Genomic DNA, 22,936 nt, shown 5'->3' on the forward strand with positions numbered 1-22,936 from the left:
CTTTATAAGGTATATCTCGTGGCCAGTTTGTCAGAGTCAGGAGCAGTCGGTGTCATCCCTGCCGACGGTAAGCCGTCGGCGCCCTGACCGGTGGGGCTTCGGTGGCATCGCGGCCGCAGCGAACCTCCGGCGTCGCGGTGTCCAGTATTTCGTGATCTTCGAGCGCGGAGCTGCCCACCGCGGCCCGGGACGACTCGTTCGGCGGTCAGCGAGCCGTGCTGAGCAGCCATTTCTTCGAGCCGATGCCGCTCAGGGGACGGCTGGGGGGAAGAGGAGGTCGCGGACGGCGGCACCGGTGTGCACGATGTGCTCGATCGACGTCCGGCTGGCCAGGTCGGGGTTGCCGTCGGAAACGGCTTGGGCGACCGTCTTGTGCACCTGGACCCAGTCGCGGCCGAGCTGGTCCTCCACGGTGGAGAAATAGAACCGGGCGCGCTTGCGCAGACTCACGGCGGTGCTGCCGAGTACCGAGTTGTGGGCCGCGTCACTGAGAGCCAGGTAGAACGCGTGGTTCGAGGAGCTGAGAGCATCGTGGTCGACCGCGCGATGTGCGGTCTCGCCGGCCTGCACCGCCTGCTTGAGGGTGGCCAGCTCCGCCGGTGTCCGGCGTTCCGCTGCCCACCGGGCCACCTGACCTTCGACCAGAGCGCGGAACTCGAACAGCTCGGTCAGCTCCTGCTCGGTCCGCTCCCGCACCCGTACGCCGTAACGGGGCTTGATGTCGACCCAGCCAGCCTCGTGCAGCGATCGCAACGCTTCCCGGACCGGGATCCGGCTCACACCGTAGTGGGCGGCGAGGTCGTCGGCGTGGATCCGGGCGCCCGGCTCGAGTGCACCGGTGATGATTGCTTCCTCGAGGTTGTCGAACAACATCAAGGGCAGCGTGCTGGACCCTGACAGCAGGGGCAGCGAACCAGTGAAGTCGCTACGGCTAGTGGCGACTGAGCCTTCGGTGGTCACAGCTTCTCCGGACGTGTAGAGCGGTTGGTTGCACTATATGGACCCTGCGGGGTTCCGTATCGATCTGAGGTCGTCGTCGGGCCACCAGCCCAGGGTTGCCGACCGAGTTCGCGCCGGTCTCGGCCTGACCGGCAAGGGCATCCGCTGCGCTGGCTCCGGCGCCTGCGGCATCAGCACGCAGATCGCCGTTCGGGAAGCCAGCGCCGCATCGACGGCGTTGCCGCCTTGCTCACCTGAGTGCCTCGCCCTGACAGCCCTCGACGAGGCGCCGGGAGAGCTCGAGGTCGACAGCCCGCGTTGCTCCGGAGCCAAGGTGGTGGTCATCGGTTGGTGCGGCCCGGGTCAACGCGTCGGGTACTCACGATCTATCGTGCTCGCGGCACGAGACGTCTCGGTCGGGCGTGGCGAAGCGCGGCCAGCCCGCTACCGCGAGGCCAGCACGGTGTCGGCGGCTCTGGCCGTCTCGTTGGCGACCCGGCGGGCCGTGAGCGTCGCCACCGTCTGCACGTCGGCCGCGGTGCTCCGGACGGTGAGCTCCAGGGCCATGGCCGCATCGGCCGCGGCGGCGGCCGCCTCCATCGCTGCGGTGGCCGCCGCCCGAGCCACCTCCGTGGCGTGCAGAGCGACGTCGTGGGCGATCACGACCGCGGCCGCCGATACTCCCGCGGCGATCATGGTGGCCTCGGCCGCGACGTCGACGTCGTGCGGGTCGGTCGAGGAGAGTGCGACCCGTGTGGCCTGATCGGACGCCGCGTGGGCCACCCGGTCCGCTTCTTCGTCGGCGCGCAGCCGCACCGCGGTCGCGGTCGCTCGGACGGTCTCGGCGATAGCGGCTGCCGAGCGAGCCGTGGCCAGGGCTTGAGCGTCGCTGGCTGCCGCGGCCGCGAGCGCGGTGCGTTCGGCAGCAGCGGCGACGGCATCGAGCGCCAGCAACGCGGCTTGGCTGGCCGCGGCCTCGAGTCCGAGCGCCACCTGGATGTCGACCTCGGCCTCACGGGCCAGCGCCGCGACGAGGGCCTCGGCGGTACTCATGTCCGCGTGCTGGCTCACGTCGTCGGGGCCGGGCAGCGCCCTCAGCTTGATGATCGGGGTCGGCGCCTGCTGGTCAGCCTTCGCGGGCGGCACCTGGCCGGTGATCGTGTCCGGCTCGTCGGCGGCGACGGACAGGTCCTCCGCCAGCGCGTCGAGCCACTCGGGGCGGTCGGCCAGCCAGATCGCGGTGGCCAGTACCCTCGCTCGGTGGGGCGTCATGGTCAGGACCACGTTGCCGGCGCGGCGGCCAACAGCGGGCCCCTGCCACTTCGTGAAGTCGGTCATGGTGGTCTCCAAGGACCTGCGTAGTCGGCGATGCGACGGTGGGGGAAGGTGCCGACTCCCGGGTGGCGGCCGTACGGCTGGAGGCCAGCTGCAGGCCGAGAAACCTGCGGCCGCTGGATGACGTCCTCACACGTTACACCGCTGAGCTCGGTCGACGGCGCGCTCCAGCAGGGGAGATCGGGCGGACGAGGTGCTGGAGCGCGCACGGGATCCGCCGGGGCCTCAGCGGTCGGGTCGGCTGATCCGGTCGAGGAAGCCGCGCAGCAGGGCTTCGCGCAGCGGCGGGGGAGCGAGGTCGAGCAGGGCGTTGACCGGCGCCATCCGCTCGGGCAGCGCGAGGCCGCCCGATCCGCCGGCTGCGCCGAGGCCGGCGAGGGTCAGCAGCGCGTCAAAGCCGGCGTCGTCCAGGGTCGCCGGGTCCACCGCCGCGAGCGCTCCGCGCACCTGCGGGTCGACCCCGATCGGTCCGGTCGCGACCACCGCGTCGACCGCCTGGCCCAAGGCGACAAGGAACTCCGGCAGCAGCGGTACGGTCGCCGCGCTGACCGAGAGGTGCAGGCTGGCCGGGAACGGCCCAAAGCGCAGCTGGGGCTGGGCGTACCAGCCGCGGGCCAAGAGCTCGTCAGCGATGCTGAACACGTCGACCGACGCGTCGGCGGTGACCGCGACCAGGCTCGACTCGGGCGTGCACAGCACCCGGAGGTGGTCGATCCGGTCGACGCCGGCGACGAGCGCCTCGACCCCGCGGCGTACCGTCCGGGCCAGCTCGGCGTAGCCGCTGTCGCCGATGTAGCGGGTGACCGCCCACGCCGCGGCGAGCGGACCGCCGGACTTCGTCGACTGCAGGGTCGAGTTCAGCATCGTGTAGCCCGGCCAGGCGGCACTGGCGAAGAGCTGGGGCCGGCGCAGCGCGGAGTCGCGGTAGAGCAGCAGCGACGTGCCCTTCGGGGCGTACGCGTACTTGTGCAGGTCGACCGAGACGCTGGTCACCCCGGGCACGTCGAAGGCGAAGGGCCGCAGCGTCGGGTCGTCGCGGCGGAGGTAGGGCAGCAGCCAGCCGCCGATACACGCGTCGACGTGGCAGCGGACGCCGTGCGCGGCCGCGGCGGCGGCGATCTCGGTCACCGGGTCGACCACCCCGTGCGCGTACGAGGGGGCAGAGGCGACGACCAGCACGGTGTCCGGGCTGATGGCCTCCGCCATCGCCGCCGCGTCGGCCCGTCCGGTCTCGGGATCGACGTCCACGAAGTGGCAGCGGACCCCGAAGTAGTGCCCGGCCTTGTGGAACGACGCGTGCGCGGAGGTGGGCAGCACCATGGCGGGCCGGGCGACGTCGGGCCGGGAGTCGCGCGCAGTCTGGACGGCCAGCAGCAGCGACTCGGTGCCGCCGGAGGTGACGGTGCCGACCGTGCCGGGCGGGCCGTCCAACAGGTCGGCGGCGGTCGTGACCAGGTCCTGCTCCATCGCCCGCAGCGAGGGGAACGCGGTCGGGTCGAGACCGTTCGTCCCCCCGTACGCGGCGAGCGCCTCGCGGCCGAGCGCGTCGGCCTCGGCGAGGCCGGAGTCGTAGACGTAGGCCAGCGTCCGGCCCCCGGTGGTCGGCAGGTCGGAGCGGCGCAGTGCGTCCAGGGCGGCGCGCACCTCGTCGGCGGTGCTCCCGTCGGAGATCACGGCATCACCACGTCCTCGGTGGTCGAGCGGACCCGGGCGGGCGACCCGTACCCGCGCAGGGCCAGCAGGCTGAGCAGGATGAGGGCCGCCGGGACCGCCGAGAAGCCGACCGTGATCGCCGTGCCCGCGCTCGCCGGCTGAACGACCTGGTCGCTGCGCGAGGAGACGTAGCCGCCGAGCGCGAGCAGCAGGGCGAGCACCGCCGGACCCGTCGCAAGCCCCAGCGTCTCCCCGGCGGTCCAGATGCCGGTCAGCACGCCCACCCGGTTCTCACCGGTCCGGGTGGCGTCGTCGGCGGCGGTGTCGGGCAGCATGGCCAGCGGGAACAGCTGGCAGCCCGCGTAGCCGGCCCCGGCCAGGGCGGTCAGCGCGAAGGTCACCGCCACGGGGGTGTGTCCGGCGCTCAGCAGCCCCAGCGCCGCGGCCGCCAGCAGCAGCGACGACGCGCGGTAGCCGGCTTTCTTGCCGGTCCGGTCGGCCACCTGCCGCCACAGCGGTGTCACCAGCAGGGCCGGACCCACGAAGCAGGCGAAGAGCACCGCCGAGGCGCCGGGACTGCCGAGCACCTCCCGCGCGAGGTAGTCCACGGCGGCGAGCATGCAGCCGATGGCCAGCGCCTGCAGCACGAAGGTGGCGAGCAGCCGGCGGAAGTCGGCGACCCCGAGCGCGAGCCGCAGCTGCACGGCCAGACCACCGACCGGTGAGGGCACGCTGCGGACCGACGCCCCCGCCGTACCCCACCAGGCGCCGAGCGCGCCCACGACGATCAGCCCGGCCACGGCGAGAGCCATCGCGCGGTAGCCGGCCGCCCCGCCGACGGCGTCGCGGATCACGGGTGCGGTCGCCCCGCTGGCCAGGATGGCGACCGCCAGCACCGCGACCCGCCAGGTGAGCAGGACCGTCCGCTCGCGCGGGTCGTCGGTGAGCTCGGCGGGCAGGGCGACGTAGGGGACCTGGAAGACCGAGTACGCGACGGCGCAGAGCGTGAACGCCACCACCACCCAGCCGGCGGCGAAGGCGGCCGGACCCTGCGGACCCCAGAAGAGCAGCACGAAGCCGACGGCCAGGCCAAGCCCGCCGACGAGCAGGAACGGGCGCCGGCCCGAGCGGTCGGCCAGTCGGTCGCTGACCCGTCCGGTCAGCGGGTTGAGGACGACGTCCACCGCTTTCGGGAGGAAGACGATCAGTCCGGCGGCGAGCGCGGCGATCCCGAGGGTGTCAGTGAGGTAGGGCAGCAGCAGCAACCCGGGGACCGTACCGAACGACCCGGTCGCCACCCCACCTAGCGCGTACCCGAACCGAAGTCGTCCCGACAGCCCGCGCACGCGCCCATTGTGTCCCAGCCGGCCCCGCGGGTAGGCGGGTGTCGCGGCCCCCGCCCTGGAAATCGACCCCGAGAAGGGGCAATAGTGCCTCCGCGGTCATGATTGGCGCGTCTGGGGGTCGATTCTCAGGGCGGAGTGTCGGAGAGGAGCTCCCGCCGACGGAGGATCGGCAGGACGCCTTCGGCGAACCAGTAGGCCTCCTCGACGTGGGGGTAGCCCGACATCACGAACTCGTCGATACCGACGGCGGCGTACTCGGCGATCAGGTCGGCCACCTCGGTGTGGCTGCCGACCAGCGCGGTGCCGGCGCCGCTGCGCATCAGGCCGATACCGGACCAGAGGCCGGGATGGATCTCCAGGGCGTGGGCGTCCGACGGTGCCGTGCCGCCGTGCAGGGCGCGCATCCGCCGCTGCCCCTCGGACTCACTCGAGGCGAGCACGGCCTGCGTCCGCCGGACCTCCGCCGGGTCGAGCTGGGCGAGCATGTCGTCGGCAACCGTCCACGCGTCCTCGGAGCGGTCCCGGCTGATCGTGTGCAGCCGGACCCCGAACCGGACGCCTCTGCCGGCCTCGGCGGCCAGCGCCCGGATCCGGTCGACCTTGGCGGCCACGTCGGCAGGCGGCTCGCCCCAGGTGAGGTAGACGTCGACGTGGTGCGCCACCACGACCCCGGCGGCGGGTGAGGAACCGCCCAGGTAGATCGGCGGCACGGTGGCCGGCTGGCGGGTCCGGGCGTCCTCGACGTCGTAGAAGGTGCCCGAGAAGTCGGTGCCCTCGTTGCCGAAGGAGCCGCGGAAGACCTGCAGGAACTCCGCGGCCCGGGCGTACCGGCTGTCCTTGTCGATCCGGTCGCCGAAGCGCAGCTGTTCGGAGCGGTCGCCACCGACCACCACGTTGAGCAGCAGCCGGTCGCCCGAGAGCCGCTGGAAGGTCGACGCCATCTGGGCGAGCAGCGTCGGGGCGATGAGGCCGGGCCGCAGTGCGACCAGGAACTTGAGCCGCTCGGTCTGCGTGATCAACGCGGACGTGACGACCCAGGCGTCCTCGCACGGCGTTCCCGTCGGCGTCAGCACGGCGTCGAAGCCCAGGTCCTCGGCCGTCCGGGCCACGTGGGCGAGATATCGCAGGTCTGGTTCCCGGAAGCGACCGGCAGTGTCGATCGATCCGCCGGCGCGGCCGAGGTCGGTCGGGACACTGTGCCCGCCGCCGACGAGGGAACGGCTGTCACCGGTCGTGGGCAGGAACCAGTCAAAGGTCAGCGCCATCCCTCACCTTTCGGGCCGGCTGTGGCAAGGAGCACGGCGAAACACTAGCCTTGTCCGGTCTCTCCCTACATTCCCTGCAGGGATTGACACCCCGCGCCTGGATCTCTACTGTTCTGGCCAGGTCATGAGTATCAGCTTCAAGCCCTGGCTGGCTGATCGGCAACCCTCGCTCGCGGTGGGGTGCCCCAGGTGAGGACCCGACAGGAGCCGAACCCCGCTCCTGTAAGCGCTGGTCTCGTCTCCGACGGGCCTCGACCCGAACAGGTACGCCCCATGGTCATGATGTGTCGCCGCCACCGGTGTTGCTAGCCCCTGAGAGCAACCTCCGCAGAGCACGAACCAGGCTCCAGACCCCCCACCCGGCTTCAGCCCGACTTCCCCTCAGCCGCGCGGTACGACCCCGTCGTACCCGGCATCCACTCCGTCCAAGGAACACCCATGACTCTGGTCGACGACCGTCCTCCGCCCACCACGCCCGCCGACGCCACCCGAGCTCGGCCGGCACCACCTGCCCGGTCCGGCTCCCTGGACGCCGGCGACACGTCGGCTGTCCTGGGCGCTCGGGGCGGACTGGGCCGACGGCTCGGCCTGCGGCTGCTGGCCGTGGTGCTGCTGATCGGCGTCTGGTGGGCCGTCGCGGCCTGGGGTGAGGACGACCCGGTCATCCGGCCCTCCCCGGGGCTGGTCTGGGACACGTTCGTGCAGCTCAACACCACCCACGACGGCGTCCGCGGCTACAACGGCCAGCTGCTGATCGAGCACCTGGCCGTCAGCCTGCGCCGCATCCTGATCGGTTCGGCCATCGGCATCGCCGGCGGGCTCGTCCTCGGCGTCGTCCTGGGGACGGTGAGCTGGGTACGGGTGATGGCTGAGCCGCTGGTGACCTTCGTCCGGGCGCTACCGCCGCTGGCCTACTTCAGCCTGTTCGTCATCTGGTTCGGGATCGACGAGACGCCGAAGATCTGGCTGCTGGCGGTGGCGGCGCTGCCCCCGGTCGCGGTGGCCACGGCTGCGGCGGTGGTCTCGGCGCCGATCAGCCTGGTCGAGTCGGTCCGGGCCCTGGGAGCCCGGCGGATCGACACCATCCGCGACGTGATCCTGCCCGCCGCCCTGCCCGAGATCCTGACCGGCATCCGGATCGCTGTGGGCATCGCCTACTCCTCGGTGGTGGCGGCCGAGACGATCAACGGCCTGCCGGGCATCGGCGGGATGGTCCGCGACGCCCAGCGCTACAACAACACCGCCGAGGTCTTGGTCGGCATCATCGCCATCGGCATCTCCGGCCTGGTCATCGACGGCCTGCTCAGCGCCGCCGGCCGCCGGCTGGCCCCCTGGCGCGGGCGATGACGACCACCACCCCCTCGTTCTCTTCCTCTGCAGCAATCCCGTACCGATCCGAAGGACCACCCATGCACCCTCGCCGCCGTTTCCTCCGTGCTCTCGGAGCCGGTCTCGCCGCCACCTCCCTGGTCACGCTCGCCGCCTGCGGCGGGGGAGGGGGTGCTGCGGCCCCGGAGGACAAGACGATCCGCATCGCCTACCAGAAGTTCCCCAGCGGCGACCTGATCGTCAAGAACCAGGGCCTGCTGGAGAAGGCGCTGCCCGACTACAAGATCGAGTGGAAGGTCTTCGACTCCGGCGCCAGCATCAACACCGCGTACGTGGCGAAGGCCGTCGACGTCGCCGCCATCGGGTCGAGTCCGGTCGCCCGCGGTCTGTCGGGGCCGCTGAACCTGCCCTACAAGGTCGCGTTCATCCTCGACGTGGCCGGCGACAACGAGGCGCTGGTCGCCTCCAACGCCTCCGGGGTGACCAAGGTCGCCGACCTGCGCGGCAAGAAGATCGCCACCTCGTTCAGCTCGACCGCGCACTACAGCCTGCTCGTCGCCCTGAAGCAGGCCGGGCTGACTGAGCAGGACGTGACGCTGGTCGACCTCGAGCCGCAGGACATCCTCGCGGCCTGGAAGCGCGGGGACATCGACGCCGCGTACACCTGGCTGCCCAACCTGGACGAGCTGCGCAAGACCGGCAAGACGCTGGTGGCCAGCAAGGACCTCGCCACCGCCGGCAAGCCGACGCTGGACCTGGGCGTGGTGTCGGACGCCTTCATCAGCGCGCACCCTGAGGCCGTCGACGCCTGGCGCAAGGCCGAGGCGCAGGCCCTGACCACGATCAAGGACCAGCCCGACCAGGCCAACCAGGCTGTGGCCGCCGAGCTCGGCATCACCCCCGAGGAGGCCGCCGGGCAGCTGAAGCAGGGCGTGTACCTGACGTCGGCGGAGCTGACCAGTCCCACCTGGCTGGGCACGGAGCAGTCGGTCGGCAAAGCCTCGACCTACCTGCACGACGCCGCGGTCTTCCTGGCTGAGCAGAAGCAGATCCCGGCCGCGCCCGACCAGAAGGTCTTCGACGACGCCATCTACCGGAAGGGTCTGTCCAGTGACCTCAACTAGCACCTCGGGGACCGCCCCGACGACGGGGACCGCTGCAGCCGTCGAGGTCGAGCAGGTGACGCGCCGGTACGGCCGCGGCGACCAGGCCGTGACCGCCCTCGGTCCCGTCGACCTGCGGATCGACACGGGAGAGTTCCTCGTGCTGGTGGGGGCGTCCGGCTGCGGCAAGTCCACCCTGCTGCGACTGATCGCCGGCTTCGAGGAGCCGTCGACCGGACGGGTCACCGTCGCCGGCGCCGCGCCGGAGCCAGGACGGGGAGCCGGGCTGGTCTTCCAACAGCCCCGGCTGCTGCCCTGGCGCACCGTCGGCAGCAACGTCGACCTGGCCCTGCGCTACGCCGGGTTGGCGGCGTCCGAGCGCGTCGCGCGGCGGGACGCCCTGCTGCACCGGGTCGGTCTCGACGGGATAGCCCACCGGCGGATCTGGGAGATCTCCGGTGGTCAGCAGCAGCGGGTCGCGATCGCCCGCGCCCTGGCGGTGGATTCTCAGCTGCTGCTGCTGGACGAGCCGTTCGCCGCCCTCGACGCCCTCACCCGCGAGCGTCTCCAGGAGGACCTGCGCCAGGTCAGTGCCGAGACTCACCGGACGTCGGTCTTCGTGACCCACAGCGTCGACGAGGCGGTGTTCCTCGGCAGCCGCGTCATCGTGCTGAGCAAGCGGCCGGGCCAGATCGCCCTCGACCTGCCGGTCGACCTGCCCCGGACGGGGGCGACTCCGGACGAGATCCGGGCCCTGCCCGCCTACGCCACCGCGCGCAGCACCGTCGCTCACGCCGTCCGTGCCGCGGCGGCCTGACCACCGGAAGGACTCAGCATGACTCTCACCGCTCCCGCTGCCTCGACCCTCGAGCCGCTCGGCCCGTCCTTCGGCGCCGAGGTCCACGGCCTCGACCTTGCCGCGATCGACGACGGCCAGGTCGCCGCTCTCCGGCAAGCGCTCGTCGCCCACAAGGTCTTGTTCTTCCCGGGACAGGACCTGACCGACGACGAACAGGTCGAGTTCGGTCGCCGGCTCGGCCAGCTGACCGCCGCCCATCCGGTGGCGGCCCCGCTGGACGCGGCCCATCCGGAGGTCTACTCCATCGACAGCGCCGACCCGGACTTCTCGTTCTCCGACGTCTGGCACACGGACGTGACGTTCATGGAGCACCCGCCGCTCGCCTCGATCCTGCGGGCGGTGGAGCTGCCGCCCACCGGGGGCGACACGAGCTGGGCCGACAGCCAGTTGGCGTACGAGTCGCTGTCGGCCCCGGTCCAGCGGCTCGTCGACTCCCTCGACGCCGTGCACGACGGGAACCGGGAGTGGGGCCACCACCTCAAGCACGGCCGCCGTGGCCAGGGCAACGAGTGGGACGGCAAGACGGTCACCGAGCTGACGCCGGTCGTGCACCCGGTGGTCCGCGTGCACCCCGAGTCCGGACGCAAGGGGCTGTTCGTCAACCCGGGATTCACCTCCCACATCGTGGGAGTCTCCGAGGCCGAGAGCCGAGGCATCCTCGACCTGCTCTACGCCCACCTCACCAAGCCCGAAAACACGGTCCGGCACCGCTGGCACGTCGGCGACCTCGGGGTGTGGGACAACCGGAGCACCCTGCACTACGCCAACCGGGACTACACCGCCCAGCGGGTGATGCGGCGCATCACCCTGGCCGGCGACCGGCCCTGGGGGCCGGCCCGCTGAGGCCAGCCGCTGACCAATGCTCCGGCGATCGAGCGGTGAGGCGGTTCCGGGCCGCTCAGCGCAACTGCGGAGCATCCGTCAGCGGTGGCGCGCCGTCAGGCGCGTGGCCAGGGCCGTCGTCGCTGGTCGCCCTGGTCCGCGGCTCTGGCGAGGTGTCCACCCGACGGGGTCAAGGCCAGTCGTACCTGCAGTCGTGCCGTGCGGACAGCAGCTCACACCCAGCCGTCGAGCACGGCGACGAAGCCTTCAGGGTCGTCGGCGTGGAGCACGTGGCCGGCGCCCGCCAGGACGCGGAACTCATACCCGGCGGCCTCGAGCTGTCGCCGCTGATCAGCTCCGACCAAGTCGGACGGGTCGGCCAGCACGATCAACGACGGCACGACGGGCGGCGACGGCGGCATCACGTCGATATCGAGCATCCCGGGAGCGCGCAGCATCTCAGCCGACCAGCGGGAGTACGAGGCCAGTGACTGGTCGATCTCGCTCGGCGTCCACTCGGGGTGGAAGCTGAAGAGCTCGTCGCGGGTCATCGGGGTGCCGTCGACGAACTGGGGGAACGTGCCGTCAGCGATGGCGTCGGGATCCAGCGGGCCGAAGGCCGGATCCAGGTAGACCGCCTTTCCTGGCCGGAGGTCACTCACAGCCCGGGCTAGCACACGCCCGCCCAGCGAGTGCCCGGCGATCACGTCGATACCGGTCGGCAGCGACTCGACGAGGTCGCCGGCGAAGTCGTCGATCGCGTACGAGGGGCCTGGACCGGTGAGACCGTGCCCGCGAAGGTCGGGCGTCAACACCCGGTACCCGCGCTGGACGTACACCGACACGATGTCGCGCCACGTGCCGCGATCACCACTGGCACCGTGGATCAGGACGAGGGTCTTGCCCCCGTCACCGAACTCGTCGATGTGCAGCTTCATCGTCCACCTCACCCAGTCTCGTCCAGGTCGGCGCCCCGGCCCTCTTCGCGCAGTCGCTTCACGTACTCGCTTGCCGTGCGGATGTGAACGGCCATCTGTTCGCGCGCCAGCTCCGGATCACCGGCCTCGATGGCCTCCAGCACCAGCGCGTGCTGCACGAAAGCGGTCCGGGCCTCGCCCGGAAGCAGGGAGGCGGCGGCCCGGTCCCGTGCGAGCAGGTCGGCCGCGGCGCCGAGCATCAGCGGCAGGACCGAGTTGCCCGTTCCGCGGGCGATCGCGTTGTGAAACTCCAGATCGGTCTTCCAGGGCGCCAGCCCCGAGTCGACCTCACCCCCGTGCACGAGGTGCCAGCGGCGGATCTCGCTCAGATCCTCCGAAGAGGCCCGACGGGCGCAGAGTGCAGCCGCTTCGGTCTCGAGCACCAGCCGCATCTCGTACAGATCCTCGGTCAGTTCGCTGGACATCAGTGAGATCAGCTGGTGTCGGGGCAGCGCCTGCTCAGGCGCGGTCGAGAGCACGGTGGCACCGAGCCGCGGCCGGACGTCGAGCATCTTCATCGCGACGAGCCCCTGCACGGCCTCACGCACCGTGTTGCGACCGACGCCGTACTGCGCCATCAGCTCCTTCTCCCCGGGCAGCTTCGAACCGGGCGGGAACTCGCCTCCGCCGATCCGGGCCACCAGATCGTCCGAGACGTAGCGCGACAACGACTGCCCGGGTGGGACGGCCGGACGCACGGTGGACCTAGTAGTGCTCGTGTGGGGTCTGGTGCTCACCACGTCCTCGTTTCGCCGTTTGGCTGAGTCGAGCATGCCGCTGCCCGCGTCGGTAGCGCAACACAGGCAGCGCACCCAGAGGCAGCGCACCACGGGCAGCGCACCGCAGAACCCGGCTCATCACACCTCGCGAACTGGCCATTGACATCGTCGTCAGCATCGAAGCAAAATACATCCTACAAATCCTGTCAGAAGATTCGAGGATGGACTGGCGGGCTAGCGCGGCGGGTCCCGGCTCCTCGGGTCTTGAGGCTGCGAGGCAGTCTCCGGGCAGGTGCCGGACCGACGCTGGGCCAAACGATTGCCGGCAACGATGCCCGTTCATCGAGCAGTAGGGACACGACGACGTGCGGATAGGTCAGGTCGAACCGATCGCCTGTGATCTCGGGTGGCGGACCATCTCCTTTCTCAAGATCACGACCGACGACGGGATTGTCGGGTGGTCGGAGTACAGCGAGAGCTTCGGCAACCAGGGCCTCGGGTCGGTGATCAGCTCACTGACGCCCTACGTCCTCGGCCAGGACCCGCTGCTCATCGAGCGTCTCACCTGCGACCTGTCCGCGCTGGTGCGGCCGGCGCGGGGCGCGATGAACCGGCAGGCCATCGCGGCCATCGAGAATGCGCTGCTCGACATCAAGGGCAAGGCACTGGGCGTACCGGTTGCCGGTCTGCTCGGCGGGACCGTCCGGGACCGGGTCCCGGTGTACTGGTCGCACTGTGGCACTTACCGGGTCGGACGTTACGTCGAGTATCTCGGGGTCGGGGCGCTCCACACCTACGAGGACGTGGTCCTGCTCGGGAAGCTGGTGCGCGAGCGCGGGTTCACCGCGATGAAGACCAACATCACCGGCCTCGACGACCTGGAGGTGCAGTCGCGGTCCAACCCGTACGCCCGAGCTGCCCAGACCACCGGGCGCTCCTTCGACAACCGGATGATCGCCGAGGCCGAGAAGATGATGGCCGCCATGCGGCAGGGTGCCGGCGACGACGCCGACATCTTCTTCGACATCAACTTCTGCCTCGAGCTGGAGGGCTACTCCCGGCTCGAGCGGGCCCTGGCTCCCTACCGCCCGGCCTGGCTCGAGATCGACACCTTCGACGCGGAGGGGCTGGCGTCGGTCCGCAGGGGTGGCACGACCCCGATCGGCTCAGGCGAGGCGCTGTACGAGCGGGCCGGCTACCGGCCGTTCTTCGAGGCTCAAGCCTTCGACGTCGCCATCGTCGACGTCCTCTGGAACGGCTGGCTCGAGTCGGTCAAGATCGCCGCTCAGGCCGAGGCCTACTCGGTCGCGGTGGCACCGCACAACTTCTATGGTCACCTCGCTTCTGCGATCAGCGCCAGCTTTGCGTCGGCGGTGCCGAACCTGCACATCATGGAGATCGACGTCGACGGCGCGACCTGGCGCGACGAGCTCACCACCCCGCCGGTGATCGAGGACGGTCATCTGATCTTGTCCGACGCTCCTGGCTGGGGCGTCGAGGTGAACGAAGAAGCCATCCGCAGACATGCCCCGTCGACCAGGAGTGAGGTGCCGTGGCGATGACCGCCATGTCCGAGAGGTTCATGCTTTGCCACGCCGAGCAGGTGCTGGTAGGCGGCCGGTGGCGCCCTTCGGCCACGACAGAGCGCATCGAGGTGCGCAACCCGGCCGACGACCAGGTCATCGCCTCGGTCAGTGCCGGTGCCATGGAGGACGTCGACGCAGCGGTGGCGGCAGCGCGCGCCGCCTTCGACGGCTGGAGCCGGACCAGCCGGCAGGACCGGCTCGAGGTGCTGGAGCGGATCTCCGCAGCCTACGAACGCCGGGCCGACGACCTGGCTGAGGTCCTCTCGCTCGAGGTCGGTGCGCCCACCCGGCTGGCGCACGGCCCGCAGGTCGGGGCCGGCCGGGGACACCTGGCCAGCGCGATCACCTACCTGCGTGACTACCCCTTCGAGGTCGACCGCGACGGCACCCTCATCGTCCGGGAGCCCATCGGGGTCACCGGGTTGATCACCCCCTGGAACTGGCCGCTGCACCAGATCCTCTGCAAGGTGGCCCCCGCCCTGGCGGCCGGCTGCACGATGGTGCTCAAGCCGAGCGAGGTCGCCCCGCTGAACGCGGTCGTGTTCGCCGAGGTGATGCAGGAGGCCGAGGTGCCGGCCGGGGTCTTCAACCTCCTGCAGGGCTACGGCGCCACCGTCGGCGCGGCGTTGGCGGCGCATCCCGACGTCGACATGATCTCCTTCACCGGCTCGACCCGTGCCGGGGTGCTGGTGGCCGAAGCCGCCGCACCGTCGGTCAAGCGGGTGACCCAGGAGCTGGGCGGCAAGTCGCCGAACATCCTGCTCGACGACGTCGACCTCGCCGCCGTGATCCCCGCAGCAGTCGCTGGCTGCTTCATGAACAGCGGGCAGTCGTGCAACGCTCCCACCCGCTTGCTGGTAGCCCGGGCTCAGCTGGACGAGGCGGCCCGACTGGCCGCCACGGCCGCTCGCAGCTTCGTCACCGGTGACCCGTCGTCGGAGAAGACCGACCTCGGGCCGGTGGTCAGCGAGGCGCAGTACCTCCGGGTCCAGTCCCTGATCAAGGCCGGGATCGAGGCCGGCGCACAGATCGTCGAGGGAGGCCTGGGGCGACCGGACGGCTTCCGGGAAGGCTGGTTCGTCCGGCCGACGGTCTTCACCGGCGTCACCAACGACATGGCGGTCGCGCAGCAGGAGATCTTCGGCCCCGTGCTGACGATCCTGCCGTACGACACCGAGGAAGAGGCCATCCGGATCGCCAACGACACCGAGTACGGTCTGGCCGCCTACGTGTCCTCCAGCGACCCGGACCGGGCCCGTCGCGTCGGACTCCGACTTCGAGCCGGCCAGGTCACCCTGAACCAGTCCGACGGCGACCCGACCGCGCCGTTCGGCGGCTACAAGAAGTCGGGTAACGGTCGCGAGCAAGGCTGGATCGCGATGGAGGACTTCCTCGAGACCAAGGCCGTCATCGGCTACGGAACGGCGTGACCCGGTGCTCGGCACCGGGAGCTCCGCGGTCGCGGCGGTGGTCTGCGTCGGCGGCGTCAACCTTGACCACGTGTTCGAGATCGAGCGGTTACCGACCGCGGAGGGCAAGGAGCTGGCCCGCAGCGCCCGGGTGAGCGGCGGCGGTCTGGCCGCCACCGCAGCGGTGGCGATCAGCCGGCTTGGCGGACGTAGCGTCTGGTGTGGTTGCCTCGGAGACGACGACACCGGGCTCATCCTCGCCGGGCTGTTGAAAGAAGCCGGGGTCGTGCTGTGCGACAACGCGGTGGTGCCCGGCGCGCGGACCCCGGAGGCGGTCGTGCTCGTCGCCGCGGACGGCGCACGGTGGATCGGCTTCTACGGTGACGTACCGCTCGAGGGCCAGCACGGCCCACCGAAGCCACCCGATCTCTGCGACGCGGGTGCTGTGCTCACCGACCAGTGGTCACCCGCGCTGAGCCTGGAGGTGCTCGCTACGGCCTGCCGGAGGGGGATCCCCCGGGTCTTCGACGTCGAACGGCCGGACTGGAACGGGTCCGGCGAGCAGATGGCGCTGTCCGACCACGTCATCTTCGCCGACGCCGGGCTGCGGGCCTATACCGGGATCGCCGACCCGGTCGCTTCGCTCCAGCTGGCGGCAGCTCGGCTCCCCCACGCCACGGTCGCGGTCACCCGCGGGTCCGCCGGAAGCCTGTGGTGGCTCCGCGGGGGTGCGTGCAGCGTGTCGGCGCCCACCGTCCGGGCCCGCGACACCACGGGTGCAGGCGATGTCTTCCACGGCGCTTATGCCCTGGGTCTGGCTGAGGGGCTGGGTGTCGAGGACGCTGCGGTGCTGGCGACAGCCGCCGCTGCCGTGAAGGTCGAACGAGGCAACGGCTGGGACGGGATGCCTAGCCGAGAAGATACATCGCGCCTGATCGAGAAAGGATGGACATGAAGATCTCTCCGGGAAAGCTCTGGGGCCTCCGCAGGCTGGCCGACGACGACGGCTTCTGGCGGATCGTCGCCACCGACCAGCGCGAGCTGCTGGCCGAGTCGATCGCGGCCCGGCGGGGGGTGGACGTGGCTCCATACGCCGATGTCGCCGAGCTGGTGACCTCGCTCGCCACCGAGCTGCAGTCCGAGGCGACCGCCGTCCTGCTCGACCCGATCTACGGCTACTACCACGCGGTCGAGCGGCTCGATCCGCACAAGGGCCTGATGATCAGCTACGAGAGCCTCGACATCTCGCACACCCCTGGTGGAGTGATGATGGAGCCGATCCCGGGCTGGTCGGTAGCCAAGACCCGCTCGCTCGGGGCAGACGGGGTCAAGGTGCTCGTCCTCTACCGGGCCGACGCCGCCCCCGAGGTGCGACAGCACCAGGAGGACTTCGTCCAGGCCGCGGGCGAGGAGTGCGAGCGGCTGGACATCGCGATGCTGCTGGAGATCCTGGTCTACGCCCGGCCCGACCAGAGCCCGGCGCAGTACCAGGCGGAGCGCCGGGACCTGGTCCTTGCGGCGATGCAGGTGTTCCGAGACCCGAAGTTCAAGGTCGACATCTACAAGTTGGAGCCGCCCGCGCCGCTGTTCGGTGTTCCCAAGATCGACAGCGAGGCCGGGCAGGCTCTGCTCGAGAGCTACCACCTGATGACAGACGGGTTGCGGGCGCCGTGGGTGTTGCTGTCGGCCGGCATGAACAAGCAGGACTTCAAACAGTCCCTCGAGTACGCCTACCGGTGCCAGGCCAGCGGCTACCTGGCCGGGCGGGCCCTCTGGTCCCAGGCTCCGGAGCTGTTCCCCGACACCGACGCGATCACCGCCTCCCTACGCGAGGAGAGCCTGCCCTACATGCGGGAGCTCAACGAGCTGACACGTCGCTCGGGTACTCCCTGGCCGCAGCACCCTTCCATCGGCGGCGGTCCCGAGCGGAGATATCCGCTGGACCGGGACTTCGCCGTCCATTACGTCACGGAGGTACCCGTGACGGTCTGAGGTCGTCCGTCAGCCTCGGATCTGGCATGACCCGGTCGTCCGTCCTCGGTCGTCCGCGCTCACCTGCACCACGTTCCCACTCACCCCTCATCAGGAGGAACCCATGACCCTTCTCCACACGGCCGGGCAGCGACGCCGCGGCTGGACGATCCGCACCGCAGTCACGCTGGTCACGGCAGCGCTCAGCATCTCCGCCGTCACCGCGTGCAGCGGCGGAGCCGGCAACGTCGGGAGCGGCGGTGACGGCGGAGGCGGTGGTGGAAGCGAGAGCAAGACCATCAACGTGCTGGCCGTCAACAACCCGCAGATGCTCGACGCGCAGAAGATCACCGACAAGTACTTCACACAGAAGACCGGGATCACGGTGAACTACACGATGCTGCCGGAGAACGAGGAGCGCGACAAAGCCACCCAGGACGTCGCGAACTCCGCCGGTCAGTACGACGTGACGAACCTGGGCCCCTACGAGGTGCCGGTGTGGAGCAAGAACAAGTGGTTGACCGACCTGAGCGAGCTGGCCGCCAAGGACCCTGGCTATGACATCGACGACCTGGTCCCCTCGGTCCGCGACGCCATGAGCTCCGACGGCACGTTGTACTCGGCGCCATTCGCCACCGAGTCGACCTTCACCGCCTACCGCAAGGACTGGTTCGACGAGCAGGGTCTCACGATGCCGGACAACCCGACCTGGCCGCAGATCCTCGACCTGGCCAAGAAGCTGAACGACCCGTCGAAGAAGCGGGCCGGTGTCTGCGTACGCGGCCTCGCCGGCTGGGGCCAGAACATGGCGTTGTTCACCGACATGCTGAACACCTTCGGCGGGACCTGGTTCAACCAGGACTGGAGCAGCGGCGTCAAGGACCCTGCGTTTCGCGAGACCATGGAGTTCTACAAGGAGATCGCCAAGTACGGCCCCAAGGGACAGGCCAGCCTGAGCGTCTCGGACTGCTACAACAACTACATCGCCGGCACCAGCGCGATGTGGATCGACTCCTCCGCCGCTGGCCCCTCGATCGAGGACCCGAAGGAGTCCAAGGCCGCCGGCAAGACCGGGTACGCGTACATGCCGGTGGTGAAGACCGAGTACTCCGGGTGGTTGTGGAGCTGGGGCTGGGCGATCCCTCAGGCGGCCAAGAACAAGGACGCGGCCTGGCAGTACATCAGCTGGGTGACCGGCAAGCAGTACCCGCAGGACATGGCCCAGGAGCTCGGCTGGTCGCACTACGCGGGCTACATGCGCAAGTCGGTTGACCAGGACCCCGGTTTCGTCGCCGCGAACGACGCCTTCACCAAGATCACCAGCGGGTCGCTGGAGCACGCCGACCCGAACAACCCCGGGCTCCAGCCGCGGCCCTACGCCGGGATTCAGTACCTCACCATCCCGGAGTGGCCCGACCTCGGGACGACGGCCGGCCAGCAGCTGCAGGCCGTCCTCGCGGGCACCAAGAGCGTCGACCAGGCGATCGACACGATCGCAGCCGCCGCTGACAAGGTGTCCTCAGCCCACCAGTAGTCCCCCCAGGGCCCGTGCGGGGCGGCGGTCCTCGAGGCCGCCGTCCCGCTCGCGTCCCTCGCGACGAGGAGCAGACATGACCACCTTTGCCGCGCCACCAGCCTCACAGCGGCGGCTCCGACAGCCGAAGGAGCCTCTTCCCCAGTACAGCCGTCGGAAGCTCTGGCGCCTGCGGGGCCCGCTCCTACCAGCCTTCATCTTCACCCTCGCGCTCACCCAGCTGCCCTTCCTGGTCACGCTCTACATCTCGGTGGTGCGGTGGAACGTCCTTGAACCCGGTGCGCACCGCTTCGTCGGCCTGGGCAACTACGCAAACGTCGTCACCGACTCCGGCTTCCTCGGCGCCATCGTGCACAGCGTGGAGATGACGGTGGCCACCGTGTTGATCGCGCTGCTCCTCGGGCTCGGCTTCGCGCTCCTGCTCAACCAGAAGTTCTTCGGCCGGGGCCTCGCACGGACTCTCCTGATCTCGCCGTTCCTCGTGACACCCGTGGCCGCGGCGCTGATCTGGAAGTACCTGCTCTACAACCCGACCTACGGCCTCTTCAACGGGATCCTCGTCTGGTTGGGGCAGCTGTTCAACTTCGTCGCGCCCCAGCCAGACTGGGTGTCGAACACCCCGATGGCGGCCATCGTCGCCTCCCTGGCCTGGCAGTGGGTCCCGTTCGAGATGCTGATCCTGCTCGCGGGGCTCCAGAGCCAGTCCTCGGATGCGGTCGAAGCTGCCAAGGTCGACGGCGCCAACGCCTGGCAGCTCTTCCGGTACCTGACTCTGCCGCACCTTCGCCCGTACCTCGAGCTCGGGATCCTGCTGGGGGTCATCTACATCACGCAGGCTTTCGACGCCATCTACACGATCACCTCGGGCGGGCCCGGGACGGCAACCACCAACCTGCCCTATCAGGTCTACATCATGGTCTTCCGCAAGTACGACTACGGAGCGGCGGCGGCGGGCGGCACGATCGTGGTCATCCTCTCGATCTTCGTCGCCACCTTGGCGCTCCGCGTCATCTCGAGCCTGCTGAAGGAGGACGCGCGATGACCGCGACACTGGCTCGCCCCACCCGCTTCCACCCCTCGGTCGGGACGGGTCAGCGGGTTCGGCGCCGGCTCGGTGGGAAGCTCGCGCTGACCGTCGTCGCCTGGCTCGCGACCCTGATCTTCGTCCTGCCGACGCTGTGGATGGTGCTGACCTCATTTCACCAGGAGGTCGACGCCGTCGCGAACCCACCCGCTGTCGCGGCCACTCTCACCCTCGAGTACTACCGCGAGCTGCTGACCGGCAAGCTCCTCGGACCCTTGATCAACTCGCTGATCGCTTCGATCGTCCCGACGATCCTCGTGGTCGCGCTGGCCATCCCGGCGGCGTTCGCGCTGGCGATCCGGCAGGTGCCCAAGTGGCGCGACGTGATGTTCTTCTTCCTGTCCACCAAGATGATGCCGGCCGTGGCCGGCCTGCTGCCGATGTACCTGATCGTGAAGAACCTTGGGCTTCTCGACAACGTGTGGGTGCTCGTCGTGCTGTATCTGTCCGCCAACCTGCCGCTGGGCATCTGGATGATGGCGCAGTTTTTCCGCGAGATCCCGCGGGAGCTGATCGAGGCCGCCGAGCTCGACGGCGCCGACACCAGGACGATCCTGTGGCGCGTCGTCCTGCCGATGGCCTATCCCGGTATTGCCGCCACGGCGCTCATCTCGTTCATCTTCTCCTGGAACGAGTTCCTCTTCGCCCTCAACCTCACCGCCACCCAGGCCTACACCGCACCGGTCTACCTGATCGGCTTCCTCAGCGGGCAGCGGTTGTTCCTCGCTCACCTGTGTGCTGCGTCGGTCATCGTCTCGCTCCCGGTGCTGATCGCCGGGTTCGCGGCTCAGGACAAGCTGGTCCAGGGCCTGTCGCTCGGAGCGGTGAAATGAAGGCGGTCTTCATCCGCGAGGACGGCTCGATCGACGTCTCGACCACGCCCGACCCCGCGCCGGGCCGCGATGAGGTGGTGATCGCGGTGGGCGCTGCAGGAATCTGCGGCACGGACCTCCACATCATCGACCGCGAGATCGAGTTCGCCACGCTGCCTGTCGTGCCGGGCCATGAGCTGTCCGGCACCGTCGTCGCGCTCGGCCCGGACGTGGACGCCCGGTCGGTCGCTCTCGGGGACCGGGTGGCGGTCTCCCCGGGGATCACCTGCGGGGTCTGTCGATACTGTCGACGTGGGCGTTCCAATCTCTGCCCGCACGCCAGCGGGATCGGGATCTCCCGGAACGGCGGTGCAGCGGAGTTCGCGGCCGTTCCGGCGGCCAACTGCTACGCCCTTCCGGCGGAGATGCCGATGCACGCCGGCGCCCTGGTCGAGCCGCTCTCCTGCGCGATCCACGGCATGGATCTTCTTCCCCGCGGTATTGACGAGGAGTACCTGATCTACGGTGCCGGCACGATGGGCCTGCTGATGATGCAGCTCGCCCTGGCCTCGTCAGCGCGGTCCGTGAGCGTGATCGACACCAACCCGGGCCGGCTCGAGTCCGCCAGGATGCTCGGAGCACACCATGTGGCGAACTCGGCCGACGACCTGTCGCGCGAGTACGGCTGGAGCACCGTCATCGACTGCACCGGAGCGGTGGCAGCGATCGAGGACGGACTGTCGCGAGTCGACCGCGGCGGGACCTTTCAGGCGTTCGGGGTCGCCCGCGGTGATGCGCTGGCGCGGATCTCACCGTTCCGTCTCTACCACGACGAGATCACCATCGTCGGGAGCATGGCGGTCCTCAACAGCTTCGGCCGGGCAGTCGACGTGATGGCCTCGGGCGCCGTGGACGCTGACGTCATCGTCAGTCACCAGCTCGGGCTCGACGACTACCCGACGGCGATCAACCTCTTTCGTAACAAGGAGGGCCGAAAGATCATGGTGACACCACCCTCCACATGGGCTGGATGATTGATTCCACGGTCAGTGGTCGTTGACGGATTCGATGATCTGGCGTGGAGGTTTGAAGAAGTGGGCGCAGGGTCGGTTGGTCTCCCCGGCTCGGGTGGGGCGGAGCAGGGTGGTCCATCTCCCACTCGTCGTGGTGGCCGTTGCGGACCACCCACCGGCGACCCAGCTCGTCGACCTGGTCGGCATGGCCCTCGCTGTCAGCGGCCACCTCGGCCGGCAAGGCCGCCGCCAACATCGGCGGGCACCATCACGCACGACCTCATCAAGCAACGACCTGTCGGCCTCGTTGGCCGAGGCTTCTTCGGGACCTACCGTGAGCACCCTGGTCGCCGCGGCCCGCCTCCGCCGCTCAGGCGTGGCTGTGGACCAGCAGCCGGTAGGGCGGCTGCGAGAACAGCAGGTTGGCCTGCTGGGGTCCGACCGAGGAGGCGTGCTCGTCGTCGACGGGATCGTGGACGCTCGCCTGCCAGGAGCGGACCGCCGCGTCGGTGAGCTCGAGGTAGTTGCCCGTGGTGGGCAGTGCCGTGGCCCCGTCGCGCTGGTTGAGGACGTGCTGCAGCCGCCGTACCGAGTCTGACGCCATGGTCCCGAAGCAGAGCTTGGCCACGTAGACGTCACCGCGGCTCCAGTCCTCAGTCACGCTGTGCTGGACGTCGTCGGTGCCCACCCGCTGCTTCCAGGTCTTGGCCCGCTCGACCGCGTCCTGGGCGTAGGCGTCACCGCCGTTGTAGGCCTTGGCGCTCTGGTAGAAGCTTCCGGTCGAGCTTCAGGTGCGGTGCAGGACGGAAATGCCGAACCGGATGTTGTCGGCGGGCACCCAGGGCTGCAGACCCTGCTGCTCCATCTGGTCAAAGAATCCCCGGAACGTGATCTGCATCGGACCGACGCCGTTGCTCGACTGGTGCCGGATCAGCTCGCGGAACTTCTGGTACCGCTCCTTGGTCACCTCGATGTCGTGACCAGACTCGGAAAAGGCGCCACCCCGGTCGTGGCCGAAGATGTTCGCGCCGCCCGTCTCCTTCTGCAGGATGGTGCAGCCGAGGTAGAAGGGAAATCCTGTCTGGTCACAGGCGGCGGCCAGCGCCTCGACGTTGGTCAGCCACTGTCCGGCTGCGGCGATCTGTTCTTCGGTGACGCTCATTCCGACCTCCACGAGAAA

The 22,936-nt window shown here is 69.9% G+C and carries 21 protein-coding genes, 1 pseudogene and 1 riboswitch; of the genes and pseudogenes, 12 read left to right on the forward strand and 10 right to left on the reverse strand.

The window, feature by feature from the left end; genetic code table 11:
* Positions 1-249: 249 nt before the first annotated feature.
* The 5 genes from ACFE76_RS04910 to ACFE76_RS04930 form a co-directional block, all read right to left on the reverse strand.
* On the reverse strand, positions 250-873 hold the full coding sequence (locus tag ACFE76_RS04910; protein ID WP_375430625.1) for a GntR family transcriptional regulator: 624 nt from the start codon (positions 871-873) through the stop codon (positions 250-252).
* 510 nt (positions 874-1,383) lie between these two features.
* Positions 1,384-2,277 carry a hypothetical protein gene (locus ACFE76_RS04915; RefSeq protein WP_375430626.1) on the reverse strand — a complete coding sequence of 298 codons (894 nt, stop codon included), beginning with the start codon at positions 2,275-2,277 and terminating at the stop codon, positions 1,384-1,386.
* Between the two features lie 222 nt (positions 2,278-2,499).
* Positions 2,500-3,948 (reverse strand): pyridoxal phosphate-dependent decarboxylase family protein, encoded by a 1,449-nt coding sequence (locus ACFE76_RS04920; protein ID WP_375430627.1) that lies wholly within the window; start codon positions 3,946-3,948, stop codon positions 2,500-2,502.
* Positions 3,945-5,273: an MFS transporter gene (locus ACFE76_RS04925; RefSeq protein ID WP_375430628.1), complete on the reverse strand. Its 1,329-nt coding sequence runs from the start codon at positions 5,271-5,273 to the stop codon at positions 3,945-3,947. Before ACFE76_RS04925 ends, ACFE76_RS04920 begins: the two co-directional genes overlap by 4 nt.
* A 125-nt stretch (positions 5,274-5,398) precedes the next feature.
* A complete protein-coding gene (locus ACFE76_RS04930) occupies positions 5,399-6,538 on the reverse strand; it encodes an LLM class flavin-dependent oxidoreductase (protein ID WP_375430629.1) in 1,140 nt (379 codons plus the stop codon).
* A gap of 120 nt (positions 6,539-6,658) precedes the next feature.
* A riboswitch (SAM riboswitch) is annotated at positions 6,659-6,773 on the forward strand.
* A 203-nt stretch (positions 6,774-6,976) separates the two neighbouring features.
* Here ACFE76_RS04930 and ACFE76_RS04935 point away from each other — a divergent pair.
* The 4 genes from ACFE76_RS04935 (at position 6,977) to ACFE76_RS04950 (ending at position 10,672) form a co-directional block, all read left to right on the forward strand.
* Positions 6,977-7,885, forward strand: coding sequence for an ABC transporter permease (locus ACFE76_RS04935; protein WP_375430630.1), 909 nt, complete (start codon positions 6,977-6,979; stop codon positions 7,883-7,885).
* A 62-nt stretch (positions 7,886-7,947) separates the two neighbouring features.
* Positions 7,948-8,991: an ABC transporter substrate-binding protein gene (locus ACFE76_RS04940; RefSeq protein ID WP_375430631.1), complete on the forward strand. Its 1,044-nt coding sequence runs from the start codon at positions 7,948-7,950 to the stop codon at positions 8,989-8,991.
* Positions 8,978-9,787 carry an ABC transporter ATP-binding protein gene (locus ACFE76_RS04945; RefSeq protein ID WP_375430632.1) on the forward strand — a complete coding sequence of 270 codons (810 nt, stop codon included), beginning with the start codon at positions 8,978-8,980 and terminating at the stop codon, positions 9,785-9,787. Before ACFE76_RS04940 ends, ACFE76_RS04945 begins: the two co-directional genes overlap by 14 nt.
* Before the next feature lie 18 nt (positions 9,788-9,805).
* On the forward strand, positions 9,806-10,672 hold the full coding sequence (locus ACFE76_RS04950; protein WP_375430633.1) for a TauD/TfdA dioxygenase family protein: 867 nt from the start codon (positions 9,806-9,808) through the stop codon (positions 10,670-10,672).
* A gap of 212 nt (positions 10,673-10,884) precedes the next feature.
* Here the strand turns inward: ACFE76_RS04950 and ACFE76_RS04955 are convergent, their stop codons facing one another.
* Both ACFE76_RS04955 and ACFE76_RS04960 read right to left on the reverse strand, forming a co-directional pair.
* A complete protein-coding gene (locus ACFE76_RS04955) occupies positions 10,885-11,589 on the reverse strand; it encodes an alpha/beta fold hydrolase (protein ID WP_375430634.1) in 705 nt (234 codons plus the stop codon).
* Positions 11,590-11,597: 8 nt separating this feature from the next.
* On the reverse strand, positions 11,598-12,296 hold the full coding sequence (locus ACFE76_RS04960; protein ID WP_375430635.1) for a FadR/GntR family transcriptional regulator: 699 nt from the start codon (positions 12,294-12,296) through the stop codon (positions 11,598-11,600).
* 416 nt (positions 12,297-12,712) lie between these two features.
* Between ACFE76_RS04960 and ACFE76_RS04965 the strand changes: the two genes are divergently transcribed.
* The 8 genes from ACFE76_RS04965 to ACFE76_RS05000 all read left to right on the forward strand — a co-directional run bounded on the left by ACFE76_RS04965 (position 12,713) and on the right by ACFE76_RS05000 (position 21,777).
* Positions 12,713-13,909: a mandelate racemase/muconate lactonizing enzyme family protein gene (locus tag ACFE76_RS04965; protein ID WP_375430636.1), complete on the forward strand. Its 1,197-nt coding sequence runs from the start codon at positions 12,713-12,715 to the stop codon at positions 13,907-13,909.
* The gene (locus tag ACFE76_RS04970; RefSeq protein ID WP_375430637.1) at positions 13,906-15,363 is read left to right on the forward strand and encodes an aldehyde dehydrogenase family protein; all 1,458 of its coding nucleotides are present in this window, start codon (positions 13,906-13,908) and stop codon (positions 15,361-15,363) included. The genes ACFE76_RS04965 and ACFE76_RS04970 overlap by 4 nt, the downstream gene beginning before the upstream one ends.
* 4 nt (positions 15,364-15,367) lie before the next feature.
* Positions 15,368-16,297, forward strand: a complete 930-nt coding sequence (locus ACFE76_RS04975) for a PfkB family carbohydrate kinase (RefSeq protein ID WP_375430638.1) — start codon at positions 15,368-15,370, stop codon at positions 16,295-16,297.
* Positions 16,294-17,334 carry a tagatose 1,6-diphosphate aldolase gene (locus ACFE76_RS04980; protein WP_375430639.1) on the forward strand — a complete coding sequence of 347 codons (1,041 nt, stop codon included), beginning with the start codon at positions 16,294-16,296 and terminating at the stop codon, positions 17,332-17,334. The genes ACFE76_RS04975 and ACFE76_RS04980 overlap by 4 nt, the downstream gene beginning before the upstream one ends.
* Positions 17,335-17,437: 103 nt before the next feature.
* A complete protein-coding gene (locus tag ACFE76_RS04985; protein ID WP_375430640.1) occupies positions 17,438-18,847 on the forward strand; it encodes an ABC transporter substrate-binding protein in 1,410 nt (469 codons plus the stop codon).
* A gap of 76 nt (positions 18,848-18,923) precedes the next feature.
* Positions 18,924-19,889, forward strand: a complete 966-nt coding sequence (locus tag ACFE76_RS04990) for a carbohydrate ABC transporter permease (protein ID WP_375430641.1) — start codon at positions 18,924-18,926, stop codon at positions 19,887-19,889.
* Positions 19,886-20,764: a carbohydrate ABC transporter permease gene (locus tag ACFE76_RS04995; RefSeq protein WP_375430642.1), complete on the forward strand. Its 879-nt coding sequence runs from the start codon at positions 19,886-19,888 to the stop codon at positions 20,762-20,764. Before ACFE76_RS04990 ends, ACFE76_RS04995 begins: the two co-directional genes overlap by 4 nt.
* On the forward strand, positions 20,761-21,777 hold the full coding sequence (locus ACFE76_RS05000; protein ID WP_375430643.1) for an alcohol dehydrogenase catalytic domain-containing protein: 1,017 nt from the start codon (positions 20,761-20,763) through the stop codon (positions 21,775-21,777). Before ACFE76_RS04995 ends, ACFE76_RS05000 begins: the two co-directional genes overlap by 4 nt.
* A gap of 115 nt (positions 21,778-21,892) precedes the next feature.
* Here ACFE76_RS05000 and ACFE76_RS05005 read toward each other — a convergent pair.
* From ACFE76_RS05005 to ACFE76_RS05015, 3 genes and pseudogenes are all read right to left on the reverse strand, one after another.
* Positions 21,893-22,098: pseudogene (locus ACFE76_RS05005) on the reverse strand (IS256 family transposase); the annotation flags it as partial.
* Positions 22,099-22,126: 28 nt separating this feature from the next.
* Positions 22,127-22,444: a peptidoglycan-binding protein gene (locus ACFE76_RS05010; RefSeq protein WP_375430644.1), complete on the reverse strand. Its 318-nt coding sequence runs from the start codon at positions 22,442-22,444 to the stop codon at positions 22,127-22,129.
* 99 nt (positions 22,445-22,543) lie between these two features.
* Positions 22,544-22,918: a hypothetical protein gene (locus ACFE76_RS05015; protein ID WP_375430645.1), complete on the reverse strand. Its 375-nt coding sequence runs from the start codon at positions 22,916-22,918 to the stop codon at positions 22,544-22,546.
* Positions 22,919-22,936: the final 18 nt, after the last annotated feature.

The organism is uncultured Friedmanniella sp., assembly GCF_964244005.1.
GTDB lineage: Bacteria > Actinomycetota > Actinomycetes > Propionibacteriales > Propionibacteriaceae > Microlunatus.

Excerpts from the sequence above, each read along its gene's own strand:
- ACFE76_RS04940 (WP_375430631.1), top strand. The coding sequence starts at position 7,948 with ATGCACCCTCGCCGCCGTTTCCTCCGTGCTCTCGGAGCCGGTCTCGCC.
- ACFE76_RS04950 (WP_375430633.1), top strand. The coding sequence starts at position 9,806 with ATGACTCTCACCGCTCCCGCTGCCTCGACCCTCGAGCCGCTCGGCCCG.
- ACFE76_RS04955 (WP_375430634.1), bottom strand. The coding sequence starts at position 11,589 with ATGAAGCTGCACATCGACGAGTTCGGTGACGGGGGCAAGACCCTCGTC.
- ACFE76_RS04995 (WP_375430642.1), top strand. The coding sequence starts at position 19,886 with ATGACCGCGACACTGGCTCGCCCCACCCGCTTCCACCCCTCGGTCGGG.
- ACFE76_RS04915 (WP_375430626.1), bottom strand. The coding sequence starts at position 2,277 with ATGACCGACTTCACGAAGTGGCAGGGGCCCGCTGTTGGCCGCCGCGCC.
- ACFE76_RS04910 (WP_375430625.1), bottom strand. The coding sequence starts at position 873 with ATGTTGTTCGACAACCTCGAGGAAGCAATCATCACCGGTGCACTCGAG.
- ACFE76_RS04970 (WP_375430637.1), top strand. The coding sequence starts at position 13,906 with ATGACCGCCATGTCCGAGAGGTTCATGCTTTGCCACGCCGAGCAGGTG.
- ACFE76_RS05015 (WP_375430645.1), bottom strand. The coding sequence starts at position 22,918 with ATGAGCGTCACCGAAGAACAGATCGCCGCAGCCGGACAGTGGCTGACC.
- ACFE76_RS04980 (WP_375430639.1), top strand. The coding sequence starts at position 16,294 with ATGAAGATCTCTCCGGGAAAGCTCTGGGGCCTCCGCAGGCTGGCCGAC.
- ACFE76_RS05000 (WP_375430643.1), top strand. The coding sequence starts at position 20,761 with ATGAAGGCGGTCTTCATCCGCGAGGACGGCTCGATCGACGTCTCGACC.
- ACFE76_RS04930 (WP_375430629.1), bottom strand. The coding sequence starts at position 6,538 with ATGGCGCTGACCTTTGACTGGTTCCTGCCCACGACCGGTGACAGCCGT.
- ACFE76_RS04985 (WP_375430640.1), top strand. The coding sequence starts at position 17,438 with ATGACCCTTCTCCACACGGCCGGGCAGCGACGCCGCGGCTGGACGATC.
- ACFE76_RS04990 (WP_375430641.1), top strand. The coding sequence starts at position 18,924 with ATGACCACCTTTGCCGCGCCACCAGCCTCACAGCGGCGGCTCCGACAG.
- ACFE76_RS04935 (WP_375430630.1), top strand. The coding sequence starts at position 6,977 with ATGACTCTGGTCGACGACCGTCCTCCGCCCACCACGCCCGCCGACGCC.